The organism is Mesorhizobium kowhaii, assembly GCF_003253745.1.
Classification (GTDB): domain Bacteria; phylum Pseudomonadota; class Alphaproteobacteria; order Rhizobiales; family Rhizobiaceae; genus Mesorhizobium; species Mesorhizobium kowhaii.
Genome location: NZ_MZXV01000013.1, coordinates 696,113 through 720,823, shown reverse-complemented (window position 1 = coordinate 720,823; position 24,711 = coordinate 696,113). Strand labels below are relative to the sequence as shown.

The 24,711-nt window shown below is 64.1% G+C and carries 30 protein-coding genes and 1 pseudogene; 14 read left to right on the top strand and 17 right to left on the bottom strand.

Annotated elements, in window-relative coordinates; translation table 11 throughout:
• Window positions 1-14 precede the first annotated feature (14 nt).
• Complete coding sequence (locus B5V02_RS05925) at window positions 15-410, bottom strand: (R)-mandelonitrile lyase (RefSeq protein ID WP_111543243.1); 396 nt, start codon at window positions 408-410, stop codon at window positions 15-17.
• A 152-nt stretch (window positions 411-562) separates the two neighbouring features.
• Here B5V02_RS05925 and B5V02_RS05920 point away from each other — a divergent pair, with 152 nt between their 5' ends.
• From B5V02_RS05920 to B5V02_RS05905, 4 genes and pseudogenes are all read left to right on the top strand, one after another.
• The gene (locus tag B5V02_RS05920; protein WP_111543242.1) at window positions 563-1,456 is read left to right on the top strand and encodes a LysR family transcriptional regulator; all 894 of its coding nucleotides are present in this window, start codon (window positions 563-565) and stop codon (window positions 1,454-1,456) included.
• Window positions 1,457-1,648: 192 nt separating this feature from the next.
• Window positions 1,649-2,646 (top strand): annotated as a pseudogene (locus B5V02_RS05915) (carbon-nitrogen hydrolase family protein).
• A gap of 173 nt (window positions 2,647-2,819) precedes the next feature.
• Window positions 2,820-3,206 (top strand): ester cyclase, encoded by a 387-nt coding sequence (locus B5V02_RS05910; protein ID WP_111543768.1) that lies wholly within the window; start codon window positions 2,820-2,822, stop codon window positions 3,204-3,206.
• Window positions 3,207-3,353: 147 nt separating this feature from the next.
• Window positions 3,354-4,415, top strand: a complete 1,062-nt coding sequence (locus B5V02_RS05905) for a YeiH family protein (RefSeq protein WP_111543241.1) — start codon at window positions 3,354-3,356, stop codon at window positions 4,413-4,415.
• A 59-nt stretch (window positions 4,416-4,474) separates the two neighbouring features.
• Here B5V02_RS05905 and B5V02_RS05900 read toward each other — a convergent pair whose 3' ends face one another.
• From B5V02_RS05900 to B5V02_RS05885, 5 genes are all read right to left on the bottom strand, one after another.
• The gene (locus tag B5V02_RS05900; protein WP_111543240.1) at window positions 4,475-4,972 is read right to left on the bottom strand and encodes a GAF domain-containing protein; all 498 of its coding nucleotides are present in this window, start codon (window positions 4,970-4,972) and stop codon (window positions 4,475-4,477) included.
• Window positions 4,973-5,151: 179 nt separating this feature from the next.
• Complete coding sequence (locus B5V02_RS05895) at window positions 5,152-5,634, bottom strand: GYD domain-containing protein (RefSeq protein ID WP_245445721.1); 483 nt, start codon at window positions 5,632-5,634, stop codon at window positions 5,152-5,154.
• Window positions 5,635-5,754: 120 nt separating this feature from the next.
• Window positions 5,755-5,913, bottom strand: coding sequence for a hypothetical protein (locus B5V02_RS40440; protein ID WP_167458376.1), 159 nt, complete (start codon window positions 5,911-5,913; stop codon window positions 5,755-5,757).
• Between the two features lie 149 nt (window positions 5,914-6,062).
• Window positions 6,063-7,700, bottom strand: coding sequence for a chaperonin GroEL (gene groL / locus B5V02_RS05890; protein WP_111543238.1), 1,638 nt, complete (start codon window positions 7,698-7,700; stop codon window positions 6,063-6,065).
• A gap of 92 nt (window positions 7,701-7,792) precedes the next feature.
• Window positions 7,793-8,131 (bottom strand): co-chaperone GroES, encoded by a 339-nt coding sequence (locus tag B5V02_RS05885; protein ID WP_111543237.1) that lies wholly within the window; start codon window positions 8,129-8,131, stop codon window positions 7,793-7,795.
• A gap of 247 nt (window positions 8,132-8,378) precedes the next feature.
• On the opposite strand from B5V02_RS05885, the gene B5V02_RS05880 reads away from it, so the two are divergent.
• Complete coding sequence (locus B5V02_RS05880; protein WP_111543236.1) at window positions 8,379-8,633, top strand: hypothetical protein; 255 nt, start codon at window positions 8,379-8,381, stop codon at window positions 8,631-8,633.
• Complete coding sequence (locus B5V02_RS05875; protein WP_111543235.1) at window positions 8,630-8,896, top strand: DUF1488 family protein; 267 nt, start codon at window positions 8,630-8,632, stop codon at window positions 8,894-8,896. Before B5V02_RS05880 ends, B5V02_RS05875 begins: the two co-directional genes overlap by 4 nt.
• 67 nt (window positions 8,897-8,963) lie before the next feature.
• Here B5V02_RS05875 and B5V02_RS05870 read toward each other — a convergent pair whose 3' ends face one another.
• From B5V02_RS05870 to B5V02_RS05855, 4 genes are all read right to left on the bottom strand, one after another.
• The gene (locus tag B5V02_RS05870) at window positions 8,964-9,185 is read right to left on the bottom strand and encodes a DUF6500 family protein (RefSeq protein WP_111543234.1); all 222 of its coding nucleotides are present in this window, start codon (window positions 9,183-9,185) and stop codon (window positions 8,964-8,966) included.
• 72 nt (window positions 9,186-9,257) lie between these two features.
• Window positions 9,258-9,449 (bottom strand): hypothetical protein, encoded by a 192-nt coding sequence (locus B5V02_RS05865; protein ID WP_111543233.1) that lies wholly within the window; start codon window positions 9,447-9,449, stop codon window positions 9,258-9,260.
• 5 nt (window positions 9,450-9,454) lie between these two features.
• Window positions 9,455-9,661, bottom strand: coding sequence for a hypothetical protein (locus B5V02_RS05860; protein ID WP_111543232.1), 207 nt, complete (start codon window positions 9,659-9,661; stop codon window positions 9,455-9,457).
• A 167-nt stretch (window positions 9,662-9,828) separates the two neighbouring features.
• Window positions 9,829-10,896, bottom strand: coding sequence for a diguanylate cyclase domain-containing protein (locus B5V02_RS05855; RefSeq protein ID WP_111543767.1), 1,068 nt, complete (start codon window positions 10,894-10,896; stop codon window positions 9,829-9,831).
• A gap of 276 nt (window positions 10,897-11,172) precedes the next feature.
• Between B5V02_RS05855 and B5V02_RS05850 the strand changes: the two genes are divergently transcribed.
• The 5 genes from B5V02_RS05850 (at window position 11,173) to B5V02_RS05830 (ending at window position 17,519) form a co-directional block, all read left to right on the top strand.
• Window positions 11,173-12,210, top strand: a complete 1,038-nt coding sequence (locus tag B5V02_RS05850; RefSeq protein WP_111543231.1) for a LacI family DNA-binding transcriptional regulator — start codon at window positions 11,173-11,175, stop codon at window positions 12,208-12,210.
• Between the two features lie 63 nt (window positions 12,211-12,273).
• On the top strand, window positions 12,274-13,521 hold the full coding sequence (locus B5V02_RS05845) for an ABC transporter substrate-binding protein (protein WP_111543230.1): 1,248 nt from the start codon (window positions 12,274-12,276) through the stop codon (window positions 13,519-13,521).
• A gap of 209 nt (window positions 13,522-13,730) precedes the next feature.
• Window positions 13,731-14,660 (top strand): carbohydrate ABC transporter permease, encoded by a 930-nt coding sequence (locus tag B5V02_RS05840; protein WP_111543229.1) that lies wholly within the window; start codon window positions 13,731-13,733, stop codon window positions 14,658-14,660.
• Window positions 14,660-15,517 carry a carbohydrate ABC transporter permease gene (locus B5V02_RS05835; RefSeq protein WP_111543228.1) on the top strand — a complete coding sequence of 286 codons (858 nt, stop codon included), beginning with the start codon at window positions 14,660-14,662 and terminating at the stop codon, window positions 15,515-15,517. Before B5V02_RS05840 ends, B5V02_RS05835 begins: the two co-directional genes overlap by 1 nt.
• A 22-nt stretch (window positions 15,518-15,539) precedes the next feature.
• Entirely contained in the window at window positions 15,540-17,519 is a 1,980-nt protein-coding gene (locus B5V02_RS05830) for a glycoside hydrolase family 127 protein (protein ID WP_111543227.1), read from the top strand.
• Window positions 17,520-17,555: 36 nt separating this feature from the next.
• Here the strand turns inward: B5V02_RS05830 and B5V02_RS05825 are convergent, their stop codons facing one another.
• The 6 genes from B5V02_RS05825 to B5V02_RS05800 all read right to left on the bottom strand — a co-directional run bounded on the left by B5V02_RS05825 (window position 17,556) and on the right by B5V02_RS05800 (window position 21,260).
• Window positions 17,556-18,131 (bottom strand): dihydrofolate reductase family protein, encoded by a 576-nt coding sequence (locus B5V02_RS05825; protein ID WP_111543226.1) that lies wholly within the window; start codon window positions 18,129-18,131, stop codon window positions 17,556-17,558.
• 86 nt (window positions 18,132-18,217) lie between these two features.
• The gene (locus tag B5V02_RS05820; protein ID WP_111543766.1) at window positions 18,218-18,703 is read right to left on the bottom strand and encodes an SRPBCC family protein; all 486 of its coding nucleotides are present in this window, start codon (window positions 18,701-18,703) and stop codon (window positions 18,218-18,220) included.
• Between the two features lie 197 nt (window positions 18,704-18,900).
• The gene (locus tag B5V02_RS05815) at window positions 18,901-19,434 is read right to left on the bottom strand and encodes an SRPBCC family protein (RefSeq protein ID WP_111543225.1); all 534 of its coding nucleotides are present in this window, start codon (window positions 19,432-19,434) and stop codon (window positions 18,901-18,903) included.
• On the bottom strand, window positions 19,431-19,799 hold the full coding sequence (locus B5V02_RS05810) for an ArsR/SmtB family transcription factor (protein ID WP_111543765.1): 369 nt from the start codon (window positions 19,797-19,799) through the stop codon (window positions 19,431-19,433). Before B5V02_RS05810 ends, B5V02_RS05815 begins: the two co-directional genes overlap by 4 nt.
• An 87-nt stretch (window positions 19,800-19,886) precedes the next feature.
• Window positions 19,887-20,621: a gamma-glutamylcyclotransferase gene (locus tag B5V02_RS05805; RefSeq protein ID WP_111543224.1), complete on the bottom strand. Its 735-nt coding sequence runs from the start codon at window positions 20,619-20,621 to the stop codon at window positions 19,887-19,889.
• A gap of 120 nt (window positions 20,622-20,741) precedes the next feature.
• The gene (locus B5V02_RS05800; RefSeq protein WP_111543223.1) at window positions 20,742-21,260 is read right to left on the bottom strand and encodes an Hsp20/alpha crystallin family protein; all 519 of its coding nucleotides are present in this window, start codon (window positions 21,258-21,260) and stop codon (window positions 20,742-20,744) included.
• Between the two features lie 200 nt (window positions 21,261-21,460).
• Between B5V02_RS05800 and B5V02_RS40435 the strand changes: the two genes are divergently transcribed.
• Window positions 21,461-21,598, top strand: coding sequence for a hypothetical protein (locus B5V02_RS40435; RefSeq protein ID WP_167458375.1), 138 nt, complete (start codon window positions 21,461-21,463; stop codon window positions 21,596-21,598).
• 112 nt (window positions 21,599-21,710) lie between these two features.
• Here B5V02_RS40435 and B5V02_RS05790 read toward each other — a convergent pair whose 3' ends face one another.
• Entirely contained in the window at window positions 21,711-22,619 is a 909-nt protein-coding gene (locus B5V02_RS05790) for a LysR family transcriptional regulator (RefSeq protein ID WP_111543221.1), read from the bottom strand.
• 122 nt (window positions 22,620-22,741) lie between these two features.
• On the opposite strand from B5V02_RS05790, the gene B5V02_RS05785 reads away from it, so the two are divergent.
• Both B5V02_RS05785 and B5V02_RS05780 read left to right on the top strand, forming a co-directional pair.
• Window positions 22,742-23,959, top strand: coding sequence for an MFS transporter (locus tag B5V02_RS05785; protein ID WP_111543220.1), 1,218 nt, complete (start codon window positions 22,742-22,744; stop codon window positions 23,957-23,959).
• Between the two features lie 54 nt (window positions 23,960-24,013).
• Window positions 24,014-24,706 (top strand): DUF2270 domain-containing protein, encoded by a 693-nt coding sequence (locus B5V02_RS05780; RefSeq protein WP_111543219.1) that lies wholly within the window; start codon window positions 24,014-24,016, stop codon window positions 24,704-24,706.
• Window positions 24,707-24,711 lie beyond the last annotated feature (5 nt).

The window sequence follows — 24,711 nt, the reverse complement described above, 5'->3', positions numbered from 1 at the left end:
GCTGGCTCCGGCGATCAGGCCTGGTACTGCGCGTCGCTGACATGCTCCATCCAGTCGACGGCCTTGCCGTCCAGCGCTTCCTGGATGGCGATGTGGGTCATGGCTGTGGTCGGTGCCGCGCCATGCCAGTGCTTCTCGCCCGGCTCGAAGCGAACCACGTCGCCGGGCCGGATCTCCTCGACCGGGCCGCCCTCGCGCTGCACGCGGCCGCAGCCGGCGGTGACGATCAGCAGCTGGCCGAGCGGATGGGTGTGCCATGCGGTGCGCGCGCCGGGCTCGAAGGTGACGGCATTGCCGGCCGCGCGCGCCGGTGCGATGGCTTGAAACAGCGGATCGATGCGCACCGTGCCGGTGAACCAGTCGCCCGGCCCCTTGCCGGAAGGCTGCGAGCCGCTTCGCTTGACGTCCATGGTCTTATCCCTTTTTGAAACGGAGCAAGTCGCCGCCGCCATTTTCAGGGCCGCCTGATTTGGCGCCCGATTGTGATGGTGCCTATTTAGGGCCTGCGATTGATCGCGATTAGCTGCTATATCCGGCATGTACTTATGAGAAGGATTCATGAATGTCGCGAGACAATCTGAACGAACTGACCGCCTTCCTCGCCGTCGCGCGTGAACAGAGCTTCACCAGGGCGGCGGCCAAGCTCGGCGTCTCGCAATCGGCACTCAGCCATACGGTGCGCGCGCTGGAGGAACGGCTGGGCCTGAGGCTGTTGACCCGCACCACGCGCAGCGTCTCGCCGACCGAGGCGGGCGAGCGCCTGTTGCGCACCGTGGGACCAAGGCTCGACGAGATCGAGACGGAGCTGACCGCCTTGAGCGCGTTGCGCGAAAAACCCGCCGGCACCATCCGCATCACCGCCGGCGAACATGCCGCCGATGCGGTCCTGTGGCCGGCGATCGCCGGGCTGCTGCCCGACTATCCCGACATCAGGATAGAGATCATCGTCGACTACGGCCTGACCGACATCGTCGCCGAGCGCTACGACGCCGGCGTGCGGCTTGGCGAACAGGTGGCGCGCGACATGATCGCGGTGCGCATCGGCCCCGACATGCGCATGGCGGTGGTCGGCGCACCGGCCTACTTCGCTGCCCGGCCAAAGCCGCGCACGCCGCAGGACCTGACCACCCACAATTGCATCAATTTGCGCCTGCCGACCTATGGCGGGCTCTATGCCTGGGAGTTCGAAAAGGCGGATCGCGAACTGAAGGTGCGCGTCGAAGGCCAGCTGGTGTTCAACACAGCCGCGCTGCGGCTGAATGCCGTGCTTGCCGGCTTGGCTCTTGCCTATCTGCCCGAGGACCAGGTGCGGGTGCACCTTGCCAGCGGCGCAGTGGTGCGGGTGCTTGCCGATTGGTGCCCGCCCTTCCCCGGCTACCACCTCTATTACCCCAGCCGCCGGCAGGCGACGCCCGCCTTCTCGCTGCTGGTCGACGCCTTGCGCTATCGCGGCTAGATGGAGTTGACGAAGCAGGATCGCATCGGCATCATCTGCGCGGCGTGGTCTGCGCCGAACCTCCAAGGGCTGTCCCCAGCACGGTCTTGAACGGAGGCAAAGGGACTTCGAGTCTCAGACCGCTGTCTTTGGTCCGATCGTTTCGAATGTGGTTGCTGGGGAACTCCATCCGGGACGTGAAAGGCCATGACAATGACGCAAAACGCAAATTTCAAACGTCGTGTGCGAGCTCGCGCTGCCAAGACGGGCGAGTCCTACACGGCCGCGCTCAGGCATTTTCACAGCAGTGGGCCGGACAATCCGGAGCCCGAAGCCAGATCGCTGCGATTGGCTGTGGCGCAAACCACTGTCCATGATGATCCTCGCAACATCGCCAAGTTGCGCGACAGCGGGCTGGAGATGCGACGCCTGATGAAAGAGGCGCGGCAGGCCGGAGCGAGACTGCTGCACTTTCCCGAAGGCGCGATCTGCTCCCCCAACAAGCGCATCATGTCGGCCAGTGGTCCCCAAGCAATCGGGCCTGCCGATTGGAGCCGGTTCGAATGGACCGTCCTCCGCGAGGAATTGGAGGCGACGCGCGCACTTGCACGCGAGCTTGGATTGTGGACGGTCTTCGGTTCGGTGCATCAGCTCAGCCAACCGCGCCGGCCGCACAACAGCCTGTATGTCGTCTCCGATCGGGGCGAACTGGTGACGCGCTACGACGAGCGCATGCTCTCGAACACCAAGATCTCGTTCATGTACACGCCGGGTTCGATCCCGGTGACGTTCGAGGTCGATGGGATCCGCTTCGGCTGCGCGCTCGGCATGGAATCGCACTTTCCGGAGATTTTCGTCGACTATGAGAGCCTCGATGTCGATTGCGTCCTGTTCTCGACAACCGGCTCGCCCGCCGATAGCCCGGCTCTCGCCGTCGAGATGCAGGGACACGCGGCAAGCAACAACTATTGGGCCAGTTTCTCGGTCGCTGCGCAACACGGCCTGACCGCGCCCCTTCGGGCATCGTGGCCCCCGGCGGCCGGTGGGCGGTGCAATGCCCAGCCGATGGAACACCCTCGATCGCCGTCGTCGATATCGACAACAATCCGGGAGACCCGGCCCGGCCGTGGCGGCGAACGGCACGAGCCGGAATTTATCAGCCGCATCTGGTGGAAGACGACCGGCGGAGCAACGACCGCGGCATATTCTAGCCAGGCGTCTCGAGCCGGGCGTCACGCCCAGGGGTCGGCTGGCGGCTTCCGGTCGACCGCTGGACTTACTGACGGCGGAGTACAATCCATCTGGATTGAATCCGCGGTCGTTCTATCTTCTCGTTTTGAGCTGTTCCGAACGCAAGTTCGGGATTTGCACCGGAGCAATCGCCGTGACCGACACCGATCTTACCGACACCTATCTCGGCTACATCGCTTGCCTCAACAATCAGGACTGGCGAAATCTCCATCGCTTCGTTCACGACGAGGCGCATTACAATGGCGAGCGGATCGGATTGGCCGGGTATCGCAAGATGCTGGAGCGGGACTTTTCCGAGATCCCGGACTTGTATTTCGACATCCAGCTGCTGATCTCCGACACGCCTTTCATAGCGAGCCGGCTTCAATTCAACTGCGCGCCGCGCGGAAATTTCCTTGGCCTGCCCGTCAACGGCCGGAAAGTCTCCTTCAGCGAGAACGTCTTCTATGAGTTTCTCGACGGCAGGATCAGGCATGTCTGGTCGGTCATCGACAAGGCGGCGATCGAAGCCCAGCTTTAATGCACGTCGCCTAAAGTACCTGCTGATTCCTGCATTGAGGCGAAACGGTAATCGTTCGTAAAAATCGATCATTCTGACGAAAATAATTCGTTGGAAAGATCGGTTCAGGAATGGCATTCCTCCAGCGTACCCGCCTGGAGCATTGCATTGTCTTCCCTTACCCACATCGCGAACGATATTCCGAAAAGCCTGATTTCCGCCGAACTCGCCCAAGGGCGAAAGTCCCTCAATTCGGTGTGGAACGGCGTTGTGCCCGGCATCGTGCTGGTCGCGATGATATCAGGCGTCGCCTTCTCGGCCCGCAATGTGTCCGGCTTCGCTTTGCTCAGCCCGATGATCCTCGCCGTCGTCGCCGGCATGATCTATTCCAACGTGCTCGGCACCCCCGCCCACGCCAAGGCCGGCATCGCGTTTTCGCAGCGCCGGCTGCTGCGTTTCGCCATCGTGCTGCTCGGCTTCCAGCTGACGCTTGGCCAGATGGTGTCGATCGGTGCCGGCGGCGTCGGCATCGTGGCGCTGACCCTTGGCGCCACCTTCCTCTTCACCATCACGCTCGGCCGGCTGATCGGCGTCGACGCCAAGCTGGCGCAGCTGATCGCCGCCGGCACCTCGATCTGCGGCGCCTCGGCCATCGTCGCCACCAACATCGTCACCGATGCGCGCGACGAGGACGTCACCTACGCCGTCGCCTCGATCACGCTGTTCGGCACCGTCGCCATGCTTGGCTTCCCGCTGCTGGCGCCGGTGCTCGGCCTCGACCAGCACGCCTTCGGCCTGTGGGCCGGCGCCTCCATCCACGAGGTGGCGCAAGTCATCGGCGCCGGCTTCCAGAACGGCACCCAGTCCGGCGAGACCGCGACCGTCGCCAAGCTCACCCGCGTCGCCATGCTGGCGCCGATGGTCGTCGCGCTCGGCCTGATGGCGCGCCGCAAGAGCCGCGACCAGACGGCAGCACGGCCGCCCATGCCATGGTTCGTCGCCGCCTTTGTCGCCGTTGTCGCGCTGAACAGCCTGGTCACCGTGCCGCCCGAAGTGAAGTCTGCGATGGCGCTCGCCACCACCATCATGCTGACCATGGGGCTGGCCGCCATGGGGCTGCAGGCCGACATCTCGCAGCTGCGCTCGCGGGGCCTGCGCCCGCTGGCGCTCGCCTTCTCGGCCTTCCTGTTCATCGGTTGCTTCAGCCTGATGCTGGTGAAGTTCGGCTAGACCAGGCCAGGCATGTTGAGATTCAGGTCAGGCCGGCCTCACCTAGATATCAATATGCCCTAGTCCTCGAACGAGCTCGCGGCGGCATAGATCGCCGCCAGCGTCTCGATGCCGGCCTGGTCGGCCTTGTCGAAGCGGCCGGGCAACGGGCTGTCGAGATCGAGCACGCCAAAGACGCCGTCATCGTCTTCGAGCAGCACGACCAGTTCCGAGCGCGAGCCGGCGTCGCAGGCGATGTGGCCGGGAAAATCATGCACGTCCTTGATCAGCATCGAGGTGCCGAGTTCGACCGCAGTTCCGCACACACCTTTGCCGACCGCGATGCGCACGCAGGCCGGTTTGCCCTGGAACGGCCCGAGCACCATTTCCTCGTCGGATTGCAGGAAATAGAAGCCGGCCCAGTTAAGGTCCGGCACCATCTGGAAGATCAACGCGGCGGTGTTGGCGGCGTTGGCGATCGAATCGCGCTCGCCGTCGAGCAAGCCCTTCAGCTGCGTGGCAAGGTCGCGATAGAACGCGGCCTTGTCTGACGTTTTGATGGCCTTGGCCGCAAACATGGCTTGTCTCCATATCGAGGATCGCGGTTCCGTTTCCGCAAGCTCTGCACCAAACGACCACCGGACGATACTAGCGTGAATTCCGGTCGCCGCGAAAGTCGGGAGAAAATGCCCTATCCGACACTCGGCAGCACGGCACGTCCAGCGAACCGTGCTGCCTTGATCAATAAGGCAGTCCATTAGCCCGCGGGTTTGTACGCGCCAGCAGCCTTGTTGGCAGCCGCGAGCACTGCCTTCATGTCGAGTTCTTCCAGTACAACCATCTCGGTCAGCGAGCCGCTCGCTCGCACCGCAAGGGATAAGCCCATCCCCGCAGCCTGGTCCGGCACCTCGCCATTGACAACGACGTCATAGATGCCGCGCGTGAACATCACGCTGCTCACCTTCCCGCCAACGCTTTCAAAAAGTGCCTTGACCGCAGCTTGCCTGTCTGAGCCTTGCATCAATCCTTTGGCGGCATGAGGCGCATAGTTTGCCAATATGGTCACTTTCATGGGTGTTCCTCCGAATGTTACTGTCTCGTGGCTGCTCAATAATTCGAGCGGCACGGACTGATTTATTTTTCGGTAACGACCGCAGGCGTCCTTGGACGCCTTGGCAGCCAAAGGACCCACTGCCGGATAAATATGCGCTGAAGCTAATATAATAACAATACCAGACACGCCGATACCGCCGACAGGAAGGTGTCCGGCTGGACCACGCTCGGTCGGCGTGATCGTCTCGCGCCGCTGACGCGCGATGTGGTGCTGGCGTTGCGTGGAAGCAGCGGTGGCGCCGAAGATTCACATCGGGCGTTTGGGTTCGCTCTTTGATGGCGCTGCCGTGTCGGAATCGGATTTCTTGTGCTTGTCGGCGGCAATCCTGCGGATGCGGTCGAAGCGGCTTTCCTCGGTGATTTCGGTCGTGACGACCGTCTCTGGCTTCTGCACGAACGTGATCATGGATCCGTCTCCTGGGCTAGAGGCCTGCGCGCCGGGAGAGACTGCCCCCGGCGGTAATTATCTGACTTCAGTGATGAGCCGGCGCGGCAGATTCAGGTCAGGCCCGCGAAGGTGGCTTTTATGAAACCACCTTCGCAGCCGGCTGAATCTTAGTAGCCGCCCATGCCGCCACCGCCGCCGCCGCCACCCGCAGGTGCCGCGTCCTTGGCCGGGATGTCGGTGATCATGGCCTCAGCCGTGATCAAAAGCGCCGCGATCGAGCCGGCATCCTGCAGTGCGGTGCGCACCACTTTCGCCGGGTCGACGATGCCTGCCTTGATCATGTCGACATAGACCTCGTTCTGGGCGTCAAAGCCCTGATTGTGGTCCTTGCTGTCGGTGAGCTTGCCGACGACGATCGAGCCTTCGACGCCGGAATTCTCGGCGATCTGGCGGATCGGCGCTTCGAGTGCGCGAAGCACGATCGAGATGCCCGCGGTGACATCGGCATTGGTGCCGGTCAGGCCGGCAAGCGCCGACCTTGCGCGCAGCAAAGCCACGCCGCCGCCGGGCACGATGCCTTCTTCAACCGCCGCGCGCGTCGCATTCAGCGCGTCGTCGATGCGGTCCTTCTTTTCCTTGACTTCCGACTCGGTGGCACCGCCGACGCGGATGACGGCAACGCCGCCGGAGAGCTTGGCCAGCCGCTCCTGCAGCTTTTCCTTGTCATAGTCCGAGGTGGTCTCCTCGATCTGGCCCTTGATCTGGGCGACGCGCGCCTGGATGGTGGCCTTGGTGCCGGCGCCGTCGATGATCGTGGTGGTGTCCTTCTCGATCAGCACGCGCTTGGCGCGGCCGAGCATCTCGATGGTGACGTTTTCGAGCTTGATGCCGAGATCCTCGGAGATCATCTGGCCGGCGGTGAGCACGGCGATGTCTTCCAGCATCGCCTTGCGGCGATCGCCGAAGCCCGGCGCCTTGACGGCCGCGACCTTGAGGCCGCCGCGCAGCTTGTTGACGACCAGCGTGGCGAGCGCCTCGCCTTCGACGTCCTCGGAGATGATCAGCAGCGGCCTGCCGCTTTGCACCACCGCTTCGAGGATCGGCAGCATCGCCTGCAGATTGCCGAGCTTCTTTTCGTGGATCAGCACATAGGGCTCTTCCAGCTCGACGCGCATCTTGTCGGCATTGGTGACGAAATAGGGTGAGAGATAGCCGCGGTCGAACTGCATGCCTTCGACGACATCGAGTTCGGTGTCGGCGGTCTTGGCTTCCTCGACGGTGATGACGCCGTCATTGCCGACCTTGTCCATCGCCTTGGCGATCATCTCGCCGACGCTGGCATCGCCATTGGCGGCGATGGTGCCGACCTGCGCGATCTCGGCCGACGACTTGACCTTCTTGGCCCGCGCCTTGATTTCGCCAACCACGGCGGTGACCGCCTGGTCGATGCCGCGCTTCAAGTCCATCGGGTTCATGCCGGCGGCGACCAGCTTGGCGCCTTCGCGCAGGATCGAGGCGGCCAGCACCGTGGCGGTGGTGGTGCCGTCACCGGCGAGGTCGTTGGTCTTCGAGGCCACTTCGCGCACCATCTGCGCGCCCATGTTCTCGAACTTGTCGGCAAGCTCGATTTCCTTGGCGACGGTGACGCCATCCTTGGTGATGCGCGGCGCGCCATAAGCCTTGTCGATGATGACGTTGCGGCCTTTGGGGCCGAGCGTGACCTTCACCGCATTGGTGAGGATCTCGACGCCGCGCAGCATGCGGTCGCGTGCATCGGTGGAGAATTTGATTTCCTTGGCAGACATGATTTTTCATCCAGTTCGGTTGAGGAAGGCAGAGCCCTGCCCTCCATAGATCAATGCTCGGAGCGCATCCCGAAGGATGCGCTTCGCTCCAGTCAGGCGGCCTTCTTGGCCTTGGTGGCCTTCTCGATGACGTCCGTCTCGCTCTTGTCGATGACGCCCATGATGTCGGCTTCCTTCATGATCAGCAGGTCCTCGCCGTCGATCTTGACCTCGGTGCCCGACCATTTGCCGAACAGGATGAAGTCGCCGGCCTTGACGTCAAGTGGAACAAGCGCGCCGTTTTCGTCGCGTGCACCGGGGCCGACGGCGATGACTTCGCCTTCCTGCGGCTTTTCCTTTGCATTGTCGGGAATGATGATACCGCCCTTGGATTTGGTGTCGCCTTCGGCGCGCCGGATGACAACGCGATCGTGGAGTGGCCGAAACTTCATGAGAACTTCCTTCTGGGGCCGGCATAGGCGGCCGCGCCCCTCCTATAGGCGCTTTGGCACTCGATAGATAGGAGTGCCAAAAATTATTCGCGGCCGGAATTAAATATTCAAAAGTATTATTTCGCCACCCGGTTTCGTGATATCGCCGGTTGGTCAAATAATTCAAAAATTTGAATTTTGCCGATTGAGTGCCTATTTATCGGACAAGTTCGTTTTCACGATTTCAGGGACAAGGGAGATTTCTTCGATGGCCGAAGGCAATCAGACGATCATGGAAAAAGCTGAAGCCCGCTTTGTCGACAAGCAGAAGAAAACGGCGGAGCGCAACAAGGCGACCGCCGAGTACATGTCCGAGGCACGGGCCAGGGAGATCAAGACGGCAAGGCTGCGGGAGTTGCGACTGGCCAAGGAAGAGGCAGACCGCGTTGCCGAAGCCCTGAACCCGACGCCGAAGAAGAAGCGGGTGGTCAAGAAGGCCGCCGCGACGGAGGTGAAGACATGAGCCTGACCTTTCCCAACCGCAGCCGCAGCTATGACGAAGCCGGCAAGCGCATTCGCTTCGTCGGCCATGACGGCATGTTCCAGATTTCGTTCTCCGTCGCCGCCGATGCCATGGCCAAGATGCAGCCGGCGACCGTGAGCAATGAAGCCGGCTACCTCGCCACATTCGACACCGAGAGCAGCGCCATCCGCGACGTGGCGTCGAGGGCCTACGACCGCACCCGAAAGAGCATGTATGTGCTGACGGCCGCCGATTTCGGCTGATCAGCCCAATGCATGTCGCTCGAAAGCGGCCTCGGTTTTGAGACAACGACATGCATGGAAACGAAGATTAAAAGTCCATCTTCTCGACCATGGTGCGTATCTTTTCAGCCTTTTCAAAATGGTCGAGGCGGTGGGTTCTGATCCACCATTCGGCGGCTTCCATCAACAGGTCGGGGTCGTCGTTCCGGTTGGCGAAGAACGCGTAGAACGATAGGCCGACGCCAGGCCCCTTTTCGGAAATCTTGCGGTCGCAGACCTCCAGTATCTTCTGCTTCAGGCTGGCTCTCACGGGGGACCTCTGATTTGCGGTGCGGCAGCTCTGCCGGCGGCCAAACGTCGCCCTCGGCAGTGGCTGGACAGGTCAGGACTTGCGCTCCGCCCTCTCGCGGCGCTTGACGTCACGGACATTCATCTGCACGACCATGTCCTCGGCCTCGCGCGGGCCCATCCCGACCATCACCTTTTGCCGGATCACGGCAGGCTGGCCGGTGAAGACATCGATGATGGTCCAGCTCTGGGGCAGCTCCATGCGCAGCGTGTAGCGACTGGCCATGCCGGTCAGCCCTGCATCATGAAGAACACCGCGGCCAGGATCAGCACTGTCCAGGCGACGACCGACAGCTTCAGCACCATGCCGCCATGCGCGGCCAGAAACTCCCGCAGCCGCAACGCGACACTTGCCGACGAGACCGGCGCCGTGACGGTGGCGACAGGCGACTTGGCGCCAAGTTTTCCAAACACGGGCAGCAGCGACGGTTCACGCACGGAAATGACCTCAGATATTGGGAAGGAGCCGGAGCAAGGATGCTCGCTTGCCTTTCATAGCACTCTTTTCGCGAGCGCCCTGCATGCCAAATGCAGATAGGGACTGCATTGGTGAAAGATGCGCGGGCCCAGTCGGCGAGGCCATGCAACAAGCCGCAGCCTGGTCCTCAGGCCGCGGCGCTGCGGCCTTTCGCGGCGGCGCTAGGCTTGAAGATGCGGAACGTGTTGCGCCCTGCCGCCTTGGCGGCATAGAGCGCGGTATCGGCCTGCATGAACAGGTCGCATGGCGCGCCCGCTGCGGCGAAGGCGATGCCGACCGAGGCGCCAAGCCTGAGCGACTGGCCGCATGCCGCGACCGGCTTGCCCATCGCCTCGATGATGCCGCGCGCCAGGCCGGAGACCGCGCCGCGGTCGAGATGCGGGCCGAGCAGCACCGCGAACTCGTCGCCGCCGACGCGCGCCACCAGATCCGCCTCGCCGCAGCCGTCCGCAAGGCGCTTCGCAGCCTCCTTCAGGCATTCGTCGCCGACGACATGGCCGAACGTGTCGTTGACGGCCTTGAAGCCGTCGAGATCGACCAGCAGCAGCACGCCGAGCGGGCGCCCCTCGTCCGCATGCGCAAGCCGCGCCTGGAAGCGGCCGCGGTTGGCCAGCCCCGTCATGACGTCATATTCGGCCAGATAGCGCATCCGGTCCGACAGGATCTTCTCCTCGGTGATGTCCTGCTTCATGCCGAAGATGCGCACCGGAACGCCGTCCTCGCACTCGACGGTCGCGGTGATGCGGATCCAGCGGCTGCGGCCGGCAAAGGTGGTGATCTCGGCGTCGAGATGGAAGCCGTTGCGCTCGGCGATCGCGCGGCCGCGCAAGCTGTCCAGCGCCTTGCGCGACTCCGCCGGATAGCATTTGATGATCTCGCTACGATCGAGCACTGAGCCGCGCGGCAGGTCGAACAGGTCATAGACCACATCGGTCCAGGTAAGCCGCTCGTCGGGCAGGCTGCATTCCCACACGCCGAGGCGCGCGGCGGCCGAGGCGCGGTCGAAGATCTTGCGGCTGTGGGCCAGCGAAAGCTCCTGCCTGGCGATCAGCGCCGCCTGTGCCGCGAGTTCCGCCTTGAGCCGGGCGATGGTGGCGGCTTCGCGGCGGCGTTCGTCGGAGCTGTCGTGCCCCGCCAGCCTGCCGGGCTGCGAGGCCCGCGCCGGGCCTTTCGGGGTGTAGGGCGTGTCGGGCATGTCGGGCATGTCGAGGCTCTGCTGTCCTGGCGGGCGACCACCATGGCGTGCAAGCGATTAACACTTCGCTGACGGGTGGCCCGGCTCGGCCGCAATTGCCGCGAAAATCCCACCCCGCAGACGGCTGCAACTTTTCCCTTGAACAAGCCCTGGATGTAGCCTAGCCTTGGTTTGAGAAAAGGTTTTTCCAACAGTTTTGACTGGGTTGGCCGCAAGGCTAGCCGTTTCTACGAACTGCAAGAGAAAACCTTTTCCCAGCTAAGGATTTTTGCCGCGATGGCATCGGAACCTGTCCCGATCTTTTCCAAGCCAGTCACCTTGCGTGACGTGGCGGCGCAGGCCGGTGTCAGCGTAGCCACCGCCTCGAAGGCGCTCAACGATCAGGGGCGCATGACCGCCGAAACGCGCGAGCGCATTCGCGAGACGGCCCGGCGTCTCGGCTTCAGGCCAAACAGCCTAGCGCAGAGCCTGCTCAGGCGGCGCAGCTTCACCGTCGGCCTGCTCACCAACGATACCTATGGCCGTTTCTCGCTGCCGCTGATGTCGGGCATTTCAGACGCGCTGGTCGACAATGGCGTCTCGGTGTTCCTGTGCAATGTCGAGGAGGATCCACGCCTCGGCCAGATGCATGTCGACGCCATGCTCGACAAGCGCGTCGACGGCATTATCGCCACCGGCAAGCGCATTGACCGCCATTTGCCGGTCGACCTGTCCAATCTGCGCGTCCCGGTGATCTATGCCTTCACCCAGCCCGATCCCGACGCCATCGCCTTCGTCTCGGACGATGCCGGCGGTGCACGGCTGGCTGTCGAGCATCTGTGCCGGCTCGGCCGCAAGCGCATCGCCCATGTGACGGGGCCCGCGAGCTTCGCCGTGGTGCATGCGCGGGCGCAGGCTTATCGCGACGTACTGGTCGAAAACGGCTTGCCGGTGACCGAGCCGCTGCTCGGCTCCTGGTCGGAAGCCTGGGGTCACGAGGCGGTGGCGCAGCTGTTCGACAGCAGGAATGAACGGCCGGACGCCGTCTTTTGCGGCAACGACCAGATCGCGCGCGGCGTCATCGATGCCTTGCGCGAGCGCGGCCTGAACGTTCCCGGCGATGTCGGCGTCATCGGTTTCGACAATTGGGAGATCGTGGCCGAGGCGACGCGCCCGCCGCTGACTTCGGTCGACATGAACCTGGTCGCCCTCGGGCGCGAGGCGGGGCTGACCCTGCTGTCGCTGGTCGGCGGCCAGCCCGCCGCGCCGGGCATTCGAAAACTGCCGTGCCGGCTGGTGGTGCGGCAGTCATGCGGCCATCCGCTGGATGGCTGAAAACCAAGCGCCGCGCAATCGGCGCCAAGCCGCGAACCGCGGCCAACCCTGGAGGAGGAGAACATGAGGAATCTGATTGCCAAACTGGCCCTGGCCGCTGCCGTTCTGGGTGGCGGCATCAGTGCCGCGGCCGCCGAGACGGCCAACATCTGGGTGCGCGCCGACGGCTCGAATTTCATGCCGAGGATCGTCGATGCCTACAACAAGGCGCACACCAACCAGATCAAGCTGGACATCATCCCCAACGCCGAGATCATCCCGAAATATGGTGCGGCGGCAGCCGGCGGCACGGCGCCCGACGCACTGTCGCTCGACCTGATCTACACGCCGTCCTTCGCCGCCGCCGGCCAGCTGGAAGACATCACCGACTGGGCGAAGTCCCTGCCCTATTTCTCGAGCCTGTCGCCAGCGCATGTGAAGACCGGCACCTACAAGGACCACATCTACGGCCTGCCGTTCTCGGCCGACGCCTCGGTGCTGATCTGGAACAAGAAGCTATTCAAGCAGGCCGGCCTCGATCCTGAAAAAGGCCCGACCAACTGGGCCGAGATCGCCGCCGACGCCGAGAAGGTCAACGCGCTCGGCGGCAACGTCAAGGGCTTCTACTTCTCCGGCAATTGCGGCGGCTGCAACATCTTCACCTTCACGCCGCTGATCTGGGCGTCAGGCGGCGACATCCTCAGCGAGGATGGCTCGAAGGCGACGCTGGACAGCCCGCAGCTGCGCGGCGCCATCGATCTCTACCGCTCGATGGTCAAGAAGGATCTGGTACCGGCAGGCGCGCAGACCGACACCGGCGCCAACTTCTTTGCCGCCTTTGCCGCAGGCAATATCGGCATCTCGCCATCCGGCGCCTTCGCCATCGGCGCGCTCAACACCCAGTATCCCGATATCGACTATGGCGTCACCTTCCTGCCGGGCAAGGACAGCGGCTGGTCGTCCTTTGCCGGTGGCGACAATTTCGTCGTCACCAAGGGCACCACGAAACTCGCCGTGGTGAAGGAGTTCCTCGATTTCGCCTATTCGCTCGAGGGCCAGACCATCCTGGCCAAGTACGGCAGCCTGCCGGTGCGCGGCGACATCGCCAAGGAGGCGCTGAAGGATCTCGATCCGCGCTACCAGATCGCCGCCGAGGCGATGGCCAAGGGCCGCACGCCCTATTCGGTGGTGTTCAACGATTTGATCAACTCCGCCAACGGCCCGTGGACGCAGATGATCAACGAGGTCTTCTTCGGCGACGACGTCGATGGCGCGATAGCCAATGCGCAGGAGACGATGCAGTCGATCATCGACCAGGCGCCGCAGAAGTAGCGGACGCCTGCCGGCCGCCCGTCCGTCTCCCTGGGCGGGTGGCCGCCCACCTCCCCTCGAGGGGAGGTCGGACCGCAGGTCCGGGCGGGGGTCGTCTCGGACGTGCTCGACGTTTTTTCTGTCGGCACGCTGCATAGACCCACCCCCGGCCTGCGGCCGGACCCTCCCCTCGAGGGGGAGGGAGACGCACCGCTAACGGAAGAACAGCCATGACCTCCATCGCAGCAGCAACCCCTGCCCCGCCACGCGCCCGAAAGCTGGTCGGTGCCGGCCGCCGGCAGTGGATCGGCCTGCTCTATGTCGCGCCGGCCGTCGCGCTGGTCGTCGTCTTCTTCCTCATCCCGCTTGGCATGACGGCGTGGATGTCGCTGCACAACTGGCCGCTGATGGGCGAGCACAGCTTTATCGGCCTTGGCAACTATGCCGCCATCCTGCGCGACACCAGGTTCTGGAACGCGCTCAAATTCACCGGTTACTACACCGTGATTGTCACCATCGCGATCTTCGTGGTGGCGTTTCCGCTGGCGCTGTTCGTCGAACGGCCGCGTCCGCTGACCAATCTCTACCGCACCATGTTCTTCATGCCGGCTGTTGTCGGCTTTGCTTCGGCGAGCCTGCTCTGGTCGTGGCTCTTGAACGTCGATTCCGGCCTGTTCAGCCCGGCCGCCTACGACCTCGGCCTGATCGACAGGAAGTTCAACCTGCTGGCCACCTTCCAGCCGGCTTTCTGGTCGATCATCGCCATGGTCGTCTGGAAGGTCGCCGGCTTCACCATGATCATCCTGATGGCCGGCCTGCAATCGATCCCTCAGGACCTCCAGGAGGCCGCCGTCATCGACGGCGCCGGGCCGTTCGCCAGGTTCAGGGCAATCACCCTGCCGCTGATGCGCCGCACGCTGGCGCTGGCGCTGATCCTGTCGGTCGCCGGCTCGATCCTCGCCTTCGACCAGTTCTACATCATCCTGCGCGGCGGCCCGCGCAACCAGACGCTGACGGCGGTCTACTGGATCTTCAACCAGTCCTTCGTGTCGTTCAAGCTCGGCTATGGCGCGGCACTCTCCATGGTGCTGCTGGTGATCCTGGTGGCGCTGAGCCTCGTCCAGCTGTGGCTGCTACGCAAGCCGGAGGGTCTCGACTGATGGCGCAGGCCGCCTCCCGCAACCGCCGGCTCGCCGCCCGTATCGCGGAGCATTCGACCGGCATTATCGCCTCGCTGCTGTTTGCGGCGCCGATCGTGTGGGCGGTGCTGTCGGCCTTCAAGCCGGCGCAGGAAGCGCGCCTGCCGCCGCTGCCGCCCTGGCCAACCACAGGCTTTTCGCTGGAGAACTATGCCACGCTCGACACCTTCGGCGACGGGCTCTGGGTCTCGGCGCAGAACAGCATCTACGTCTCGGCGATGACCGTCGTGCTGTCGGTCGCCGTCAGCGTGCTGGCCGGCTACGGCTTTTCGCGGTTTCGGTTTCCGTTCAAGGACCTGTTCTTCGTCCTCATCCTGTCGACGATCATGATCCCGTTCCAGTCGATCCTGACGCCGATCTTCCTGGTGCTGACCAAGCTTGGCCTGCACAACACGCTGACCGGCCTGGTCGGCGTCTATGTGACGCTGCAGCTGCCGTTCTCGATCTTCATGATGCGCAACGCCTTCGACGCGGTGCCGCGCGAGATCGAGGAAGCCGCCCGCATGGACGGCGCCGGCAATATCACCATGCTTTGGAAGGTGATGCTGCCGCTGGTCTGGCCGGGCGTCGTCACCATCGCGCTGTTTGCCTTTCTCGGCGCCTGGAACGAATTCCTCGCCGCGCTCGTGCTGATGACCGACCAGTCTAAATTCACGCTGCCGGTGATGATGACGGCGCTGCAGTCGGGCCGCTTTGGCGCCATCGACTGGGGCGCGGTGCAGGCGGGCGTCACCGTGATGATGGTGCCGTGCCTGATCCTGTTCCTGGTTCTGCAGCGCTTCTACATCCGCGGCCTGATGGCCGGGGCCGTCAAGTAAATCGACCGAATGGAGTAAGTTCATGACCGCATCGCCATCCGCCCAACCCTTCAAGGCAAATGAGTTGGAAAAGACGGGCAAGCCTAAACTCGCCTTCCGCCCGTTGCTGGTGCCGCAGGTCGACGTGCACGGCTTCTGGGGCGACCGCGCGGACGCGGTCGCCAGCGCCACCGCCGGCATCCTCTACGACCGCTGCGTCGAGGCCCGCATGCTGGAGCAGATCGACCCAGACCGGCCCTCGCCCGGCGTCGTCATCCCGTTCCATGTCAGCGACGGCTTCACCGCCCGCACGGTGACGACGCAGATGTTCTGGGATTCCGACTGGGGCAAGACCATCGAAACCGCGGCCTATTCGCTCTACCGGCGCAAGAACCCCGAACTGGAAAAGAAGATCGATGCCGTTATCGACATGTATGAGAAGCTGCAGCGGCCGGACGGCTATCTCTCGAGCTGGTATCAGCGCATCCAGCCCGGCCTGCGCTGGACCAATTTGCGCGACTGCCACGAGCTCTATTGCGCCGGCCACCTGATCGAGGGCGCGGTCGCCTACTACCAGGCCACGGGAAAACGCAAACTGCTCGATGTGATGTGCCGCTTCGTCGACCATATCGCCACGGTGCTGGGGCCGCAGCCCGGCCAGAAACATGGCTATTGCGGCCATGAGGAGATCGAGCTGGCGCTGGTCAAGCTGGCGCGGGTGACGGGCGAGCAGAAGTACATGGAGCTGGCGAAATACTTCATCGACCAGCGCGGCCAGCAACCGCATTATTTCGACGAGGAGGCCCGCGCCCGCGGCGCCGATCCGAAGGATTTCCATTTCAAGACCTATGAGTACAACCAGTCGCACATTCCGGTGCGCGAGCAGGACAAGGTCGTCGGCCACGCGGTGCGGGCAATGTACCTCTATTCGGGCATGGCCGACATCGCCACCGAATATGGCGACGACACGCTGCGGGCAGCACTCGACCGGCTGTGGGACGATCTCACCACCAAGAGCCTCTACATCACCGGCGGACTGGGGCCGTCGGCGGACAATGAGGGCTTCACCAGCGATTACGACCTGCCCAACGAGAGCGCCTATGCCGAGACCTGTGCCGCGGTCGGGCTGGTGTTCTGGGCCAGCCGCATGCTCGGCATGGGGCCGAACGCCCGCTACGCCGACATGATGGAACGCGCCCTCTACAATGGCTCGATCTCGGGCCTGTCGCTCGACGGCTCGCTGTTCTTCTATGAGAACCCGCTCGAAAGCCGCGGCGCCCACAACCGCTGGAAATGGCACCGCTGCCCCTGCTGCCCGCCCAATATCGGGCGCATGGTCGCCTCGATCGGCAGCTATTTCTACAGCCTGGCCGACGATGCTGTTGCCGTTCATCTCTATGGCGACTCGACCGCCCGCTTCGACATATCGGGCGTCCCGGTCAGCCTGACGCAGGCGAGCCGCTATCCCTGGGACGGCGCCGTCGGGATCACGCTCGAGCCGCAGGCGCCGGTGGAGTTCACGCTCCACCTGCGCATCCCGGACTGGAGCGCCAGTGCCGAATTGGCGGTGAACGGCGACCCGGTCAATCTCGACGATGTCACCAGCGACGGCTACGCCGCGATCCGCAGGACATGGAAAAAGGGCGACCAGGTCCGGCTCGATCTCGAAATGCCGATCGAGCGGCTCTATGCCAACCCGCAAGTGCGACAGGATGCCGGCCGTGTCGCGCTGTCGCGCGGTCCGCTGATCTACTGCGTCGAGGCGACCGACAATGAAAGCCAGTTGCATCGCCTGACGCTGCCCAGGACGGCACCCGTCGAAGCGCAGCTGCGGCCGGAGCTTCTCGGCGGCGTGGTGACGCTGTCGACCACCGCGCAAGCCGATGCCGGCGACGGCTGGCAAAGCGGGCTCTACAGGCCCGAGCCGCCAGCCACCACACAAACGCGCCTGACCGCCATTCCCTATTTCGCCTGGGATAACCGCGAGTCCGGCGAAATGCTGGTGTGGCTCAGGGACGGGTGAGAGAGCCTGTGGAGTTTCCAAACAGGCTCTGAGCGCTCAGCCGATCTTGTAGATCAGGCTCAGCCGCCCGCCCGGCAATTGCTCGACCTTGGTGAGTTCCAGGTCGCGGCGCTGCGCGGTGGTCGAAAACAGCACCTTGCCCTCGCCGGCGATCAGCGGATAGACGACGAGGCGAAGCTCATCCACCAGCCCGGCCTCGATCAGGCTGTCGACGATCGTCGATCCGCCCATCAGGTAGATGTCCTTGCCGGGCTGGCGCTTCAGTGCCGCGACATCGTCGTTGGACCTGAGAAACCGCGTCATCGGCCAGTTGGCTGAATTCAGCGTGTTCGACAGCACATAGTGCGGTGTCTTGGCGGCAAAGCGTGCCCAGGGCAGCTCTTCCCGCGCGGCGGGCTTGCCGGTCATCGGCAGCGGCTCGTCGGGCGCGTTCTGGATCGCGGTCCAGTACTGTTCGTAGCCTGGATACATACGGCCGCCGAGCAGGCAGGCATCGACCTGATCCGTCAGCCCATAGTCCTCCGCCCAGTCATGCACCCAGTCGGCGAAGCCGGCCGGCCCCTCCGCCTTGCCGTCGACGGAAATCTTCATGGCGGCGATCAATTTACGCATAGCATTCTCCTTGGCGCACAGAGGCGCGATATCCGGTTGAAATTTTCGCAGAGTGGTTTGGGGCGCTGCCGGAAGGCAGCGGTCTGTCAGGCGAGCGCGCGCTCGCTTTCGGTCATCCCTTCACCGACATTGGGATGGCCCTTGCCGGTCAGGATCAGCGCGCGAAGGCTGCCGTTGATGTAGGTGCCCCATCCCTCGGAGCAGGCTTCATAGCATTCATAGTCGGGCACCAGGCCGACATGGGTGAAGCGGACTTCCGTCTCGCCGCCCCCCGTTTCATCGCGCTTGGCGGTGATCTCGAACACGATCCGTGTGTCCGTCCATTCGGTCTTGTCATGCGTGAAGGAGAAGTGGTTCTCCAGTACGTGCCAGGCGACCTTCTTGCCCGGGATCAGTTCCGTCACCTGGATGCGGCAGCGATGCAGGTCCCGGTAGTGGTAGTCGAAGACGGCGCCGGTCTTGTCGGTGCGGCCTTCTATTTCCTGCGACCACCAGCCTCTGGCATTGGTGATGGCGGCAAAGGCGGCCTCGGGGCTGCAGTCTACGGTGAAGGTGGTGGCAAAGCTGTCCATGATCGTCTCCTTGGCGCACAAAGGCGCGGTTACGCGGCCCGCGGGCCGCGGTTCAAAACTTTCGGGAAATGTTTGGAAAGGCCGCTGCAGGCAGCGGTGGTCATGCGGGCCATCGCCCGCTTGTCAGTCGTCGTTCAGGCAAGTCTCGAAGTGCTTTCTCGCTATCGTCTCCTTTAGTAGATTGGCATTTCTCCTGTTCAGGCCGGCAGGCGCCGGTCGTAGTCCAGCCTCAATCTCGCCCAGCCATCCCAGAACGGCTCCGGCTGTTCTCCGCGCAAGCGGGCGGCGAGAATGTCGAGATGCATGTGCCAGCCGGGGGCGATGTTGAGCATCAGCGAACGGTCACCCAGGCGGCGATGGACGATGGTGAGCAGCACATCTTCGCCTTGCGGGGTGAGTTCGAAGGTGACGCCGCCGGTGCTGCCCCAGGTGATGACGAGCCGGTGCGGCGGTTCGATCTCGGTGATCTCGCCTTGCATGCTGTGCACGGCTGGAAATCCTGGCGGGCGCTCGCCGGCCGGTTCGGTCAGCTCGTCATTGCGCCAGGTCAGTTCGAAGGGCGAGCCGGCCTCTTGTCCCATCGGGCCAGCCGCCAACCACTGGCGGCGCAACTCCGAGTCGGTGATGTAGGCCCAGATGCGCTCAGCCGGACCCGGCAGCAGCCGTTCGATGGTCAAGGTGGCGGGCTCGGTGAGCGTGCCATAGGGGGTCAAGCCGTTGCGGTCGGTCATGTCTGATCTCCCTTCTTCTGCGTCGCGGATTTGCGCGCGTCGTCTTCGCGCAGCAATCGTTCCAATATGTCGAGCCGCCCCGTCCAGAAGCGCGAATAGGCTCCAAGCCACTCATGCGCGCTGGCCAGCGGCCCGGGCTCGAGGTGGCAGACATGCGTGCGACCAAGCACCTCGCGGCGGATCAGCCCGGCATTTTCCAGCACCTTGATGTGCTTGGAAGCAGCCGCAAGCGACATCGCGAACGGTTCGGCCAACTGGCTCACCGTGCGCCCGCCGCTAGCGAGTTCGCGCAGCATCTGCCGGCGGGTCGCATCGCCAAGGGCGTGAAAGACCTGATCCATCTCGTATGTGAGTAATTCAACCATGTAGTTGAATATGCATGCGCGGCTTTTGATTGTCAACCGTTTGGTTGAATATTATTTGAGACACTGAAAACGAGCGGTTGTTGCCCTTCAGCCGGCGACGTGGGCGCGGCCGATCTCCTCGGCCACCAGTTCCTGCAACTGCCACAGATTGCGGTCGCGAATGCCGCAGGCTTCAAGATGGCGGATGGTCTCGAAGAGGTACTCAGCACCCGAGCCCCAATGGCCGACTGCCGTGGCCAGCGTCGCCGCGATCGCCTGCTTGTCGAGCTTGCCGGCATAGCGCGGATTGCCGGGATCGACGACGAAGCCAAGCGCGCGGGCAACGCCGCCTTCGGTCCTGACCTGCAGCCAGCGCGGCACGTTGACGGCGGGCAGGATGGTCATCTCGCGACGCAGCAGCGCTTCGAGATTGGCCGCCACCGGATCGGCGATCTCGAACACCATGCCCTGGCACTGGCCACCGCGATCCAGCGCCATCATCAGGCCAGGATTCTCGACCGTGCCGCGAAACCGCTTGACGGTAAAACAGAACGAACGGTGCCAGCCGGTCGCCACTGCCCGCTCGCCACCCCTCACCTCGCCGACCGGCTTCCACAGCAGCGAGCCATAGGCGAACAGTTTTACGGGCCCAGCCGGCGCGCCGGCCAGCACCTCGTCGCGGATGCGCGCATAATCGGCGTCGGTCATGTAGACCATGCCCGGCGTCGGCCCGGCATCCTCGACCGCGCGCATGGTAAGAGCGACGAGTTCCTCGGTCAGTGCCATCGGCGCCTTGCGCGGCTCCGACTTGCATGGCGATGCAGAGGAAATGGCCTTGTTCATCCTTGCGCTCCCAGCCTCGCCGCCATGTTGCCGAAGGTTGGGAGATTCTCAAGGGCGACCGGCGCGAAATCCGCCGCTCGATGCCGGGCGTGCGCGAGAGGCCCGCCCGGCCAGTCTGTTCTAGTGCTTGGTGCTCTTGCCGCCAATTGGGATGCGCTTTGCCTTGCTCTGCGCCTTCTCCGACTTCGGCAAGGTGACGGACAGCACACCGTTGCGGAAATCGGCCGCGACCTTATCTTCTGCGACTTCGAAACCGAGCGGGATGCGACGTTCGAAGCGGCCGTAGAACCGCTCGGAGAACTGACGTTCCCTGTCCTCGGCTTCGGCGTGTTTTTCGCCGCGCAACGTCAGGACGCCATCATCGAGCAACACCTCGATGTCCTTCTCTTCCATGCCGGGTATCTCGGCCGTCACGCGGATCTCCTTGTCCGTTTCGGAGATTTCCACGCTGGGCCAGCCACCACCGGAAGAGAACCTGCCCAAGGACGGAAGCCGAGAATCGAAGCTGCGGAACATGTCGTCGACCAGGCGGCTCATCTCTCGACGCAGACCCGTGAACGGGTCCCGGTCGCCTTCGCGAAAGAGGCTCGGAGCCTGGTTGGTGTCGCGGCTCCACGGCATGAGATCACGAATAGTCATTGCACTTGCTCCCTTCTTAATTCTGTTTCTGGTTCGTTTGTATGCTCTGGCAATCATGCTCGAGGACAATGCGCCGTCGGGCGCAGGCATCGCTGCCGGCCCCGTTTGCGCTTGCTGTTTCGCTCTGCTTCTGGTCCGATCCGCTCCACATTTGGGAACCGGTCGCGGCTCTCGCGCGGCTTCATCGCCTCCGGCGCGTGATGCCCGAATTCGATGGTCACAAGGCCATCGATCAGGCCGGCGCCGCCCATCAAGCCGGCGCCCGCGTCTGCACCGGCCCCATCCGGCGCCGGCATGATCGATCTGGGGTTCGCGGCTATGACGTCAAGACCTGGTAATGCAATGTGATCGTTGAATGCAAAGCGTGTCTAACACACTGGCGAACCACTCATATTGGGCATGCCTTGGGTCTCAAGGGGCGCCAGCCGGATTGCCCGTTGCTCGCCCTCACTACGACACCAGCGGTATCGGCACCTCAAGCCCTTTGATCAGCGCGTCGCGAAACAGTGCGATGGGGCGGCCGAGTCGTCCGGCCGGCGGCCGGTGCAGCAGCCATGCGCGCACTTGCGGCTTGAAGTCCGGGCAATCGATGACCTCGACCACATCGCGCCACCGGCTGTCGGCGAAGGCGCCCGGCGTGACGATGCCGATGCCGTGGCTGCGCGCCACCAGCGACATTCTGAGGTCGACATTGAGCGCCTCCACCCCGACCTGGAACGGCAGCCTTGCGGCCTCGAAACTCTGGCGGATGAAGGCGCGAAACCCGCAGCCGTTTTCATTCATCACCCAGGGAAAGCGCGACAGCGAGGCAAGGTCGGCGGGTCTCGGCACGCCAATGGCGGGTGACGCAACCAGCAGCACCGACTGCACGCCGAGATCGTCGTGGACCAGTTCGTCCGGCGGCGCCACGCCTTCGGCGAGGCACACCGCCACCGCGTCGAGCTCGCTGCGCGCCACTTGCTCCACCAGCCTCGGCGACCAGCCGGAGGTGATGCGCAGCGTCAATTGCGGAAACGCGGCGCGCAGGCTGTCGAGCGGCAGCGCCAGCGCGGCATCGGAGAGATAGGGCATGATGCCCAGCCGGAACTCGCCCTTGACCTCGCCTTGCGGCGACACGCCGGCCTTCAGGTCTTCGAGCGAGCGCAGCACGCGGCGGCCATGCTCATAGGCCTCGCGGCCGGTGGCGGTCGGCTTCAGCGGCTTCGACTGGCGGTCGAGCAGCTCCGTTGCCAGCCCATCCTCCAGATTCTGGATGCGGCGCGTCACGCCCGGCTGGGTGAGGTTGAGCCGGGCCGAGGCACCGACGATCGAGCCGGTTTCGACCACGGCGATGAAGGCTTCGAGATCAGGGATGTTCATGCGCTTCTCGCATAATCATTATCGAATTGATTGAATTGTAGCATGATAATGCTTCGGCATAAAGTCCTCCCACGATATGCAATGAGGACCCAATGCTCGATACGCCAATGCCTGATACGCCAATGCCTGATACGAATGACGGCCAGATGGCCGGGCCGGCCGCGACCATCACCGGTCCGCAGACGCTACTCTTTGCCACCGCGGCCGGCATCATCGTCACCAATCTGTTCGCCCCGCAGACTCTGGTCGGCCTGATCGGGCCATCGCTCGGCGCCAATGCGGCAAGCGTCGGCCTCGTTGCGATGGCCACCCTGCTCGGCTACGCCGCCGGCCTGTTCTTCCTGGTGCCGCTCGCCGACCTCTCGGAAAACCGCGCCTTGATCCTGCGCATGCTGATCGCGGCGGCCCTGGCGGCCGGCGTCGCCGCACTGGCGCCCAGCGCCGCCGCGCTGCTGATCGTCCTGTTCATCCTGGGTGCTGCCTGCTCGGCCATCCAGATCCTGGTGCCAATCGCCGCCTCCATGGCTCCGCCCGGACAGGATGGCCGCGTCATCGGCGACGTCATGAGCGGGTTGATGGTTGGCATTCTCTTGGCGCGTCCGCTGGCCAGCCTGATCGCCGATGCCTGGGGTTGGCGCGCCTTCTACGGCCTCAGCGCCGCAGCCCTTGTCGTGCTCACATGCGTGCTCGCCTTCACCTTGCCGCGACGGCGGCCGGCAGCGAAATCGTCCTATGGCGCGCTGATCGCCTCGCTGCTCGACCTGCTGCGCGACGAGCCGGTGCTGCGGCGGCGGGCGCTGACAGCGGCCCTGGTGATGGCGGCGTTCAGCCTGTTCTGGACGGCGGTGGCGTTGCGCCTGGCCTTGCCGCCTTTCGATCTCGGCCAGCGCGGCATCGCGCTGTTCGCGCTGGTCGGCGCCGGCGGCGCGGTGGTGACGCCGGTGTTCGGCCGGGCCGGCGATCGCGGCTGGACGCGCTCCGCCACCATCGCCTGCCATCTCTTGCTGATCGGCTCGATGGCGCTCTCGGCCTGGGCCGGCTCCTTCCAGATGGGAGCCTCATGGGGACCCTTGGTGCCGATGGGTATCAGCGCCGTGTTGCTCGACATCGGCGTCACCGGCGACCAGACGCTCGGCCGTCGCGCCATCAACCTGCTGCAGCCCAAGGCGCGCGGCCGGCTCAACGGCCTGTTCGTCGGCATCTTCTTCATCGGCGGCGCCATCGGCTCGATGCTGGCCGGCATCGCCTGGACCTGGGGCGGATGGCCAATGGTCTGCGCCATCGCCGCCGCCTTCGGCCTTGTTGCCCTTCTGGTCGACTGGATCGGCGGACCGGAATGAGCGCCTGGGAACGATGTTGCCGGCAAACTGTTCTAGTCCTTGCCGGAGGATGTCATGAACGATGCGTCGGCAAAACCCGCGGGCCTCGTCCTTTCATCGACGGAGCGCGTGAATACGCTGTCGCATTTTCACCGCGCCGAGATCGCGCGCATGGCGGGATGGCGCGACCGGCTCGACAGGACGACGAACTGGGCGATCACGGTGGTGGCGGCGCTGCTTTCGGTATCGCTGTCCACGGCCAGTGCGCATCACGGCGTGCTGCTGTTCGCCATGCTGCTGATCCTGCTGCTGCTGTGGATCGAGGCGCGCCGCTATCGGTTCTTCGACTTCTACCGGGCTCGCGTGCGGCAGTTCGAACGCCACTATTTCGCGCAGATATTCTCCCCGCAGCCCGACTTTGCCTCTGATTGGCTGCTCGTCGTCGGCGAAGGCCTGCGCGCGCCGAAGTTTCTGCTATCGCAGCGCGCTGCGCTGGCGCGCCGCCTGCGGCGAAATTACATCTACCTGTTCATGATCCTGCTGCTGGCCTGGGTGGTCAAGATATCGACCCCCAGCCTTCAGACCGTGGGCCTCAGGACCGGGTTTGTCGGTTCGCTTCGCCAGGCCGTCGACAGCGCCGCCCTTGGCCCCGTTCCCGGTGTGGCGATCGTGGTTATCGTAGCGGCATTCTATGCCGGGCTGCTCGCCTTCGTCATTTTCGCGGCCGACGACGACGGCGAACTTTCCTTCGGCGACGTCCACGTCTGACGTCG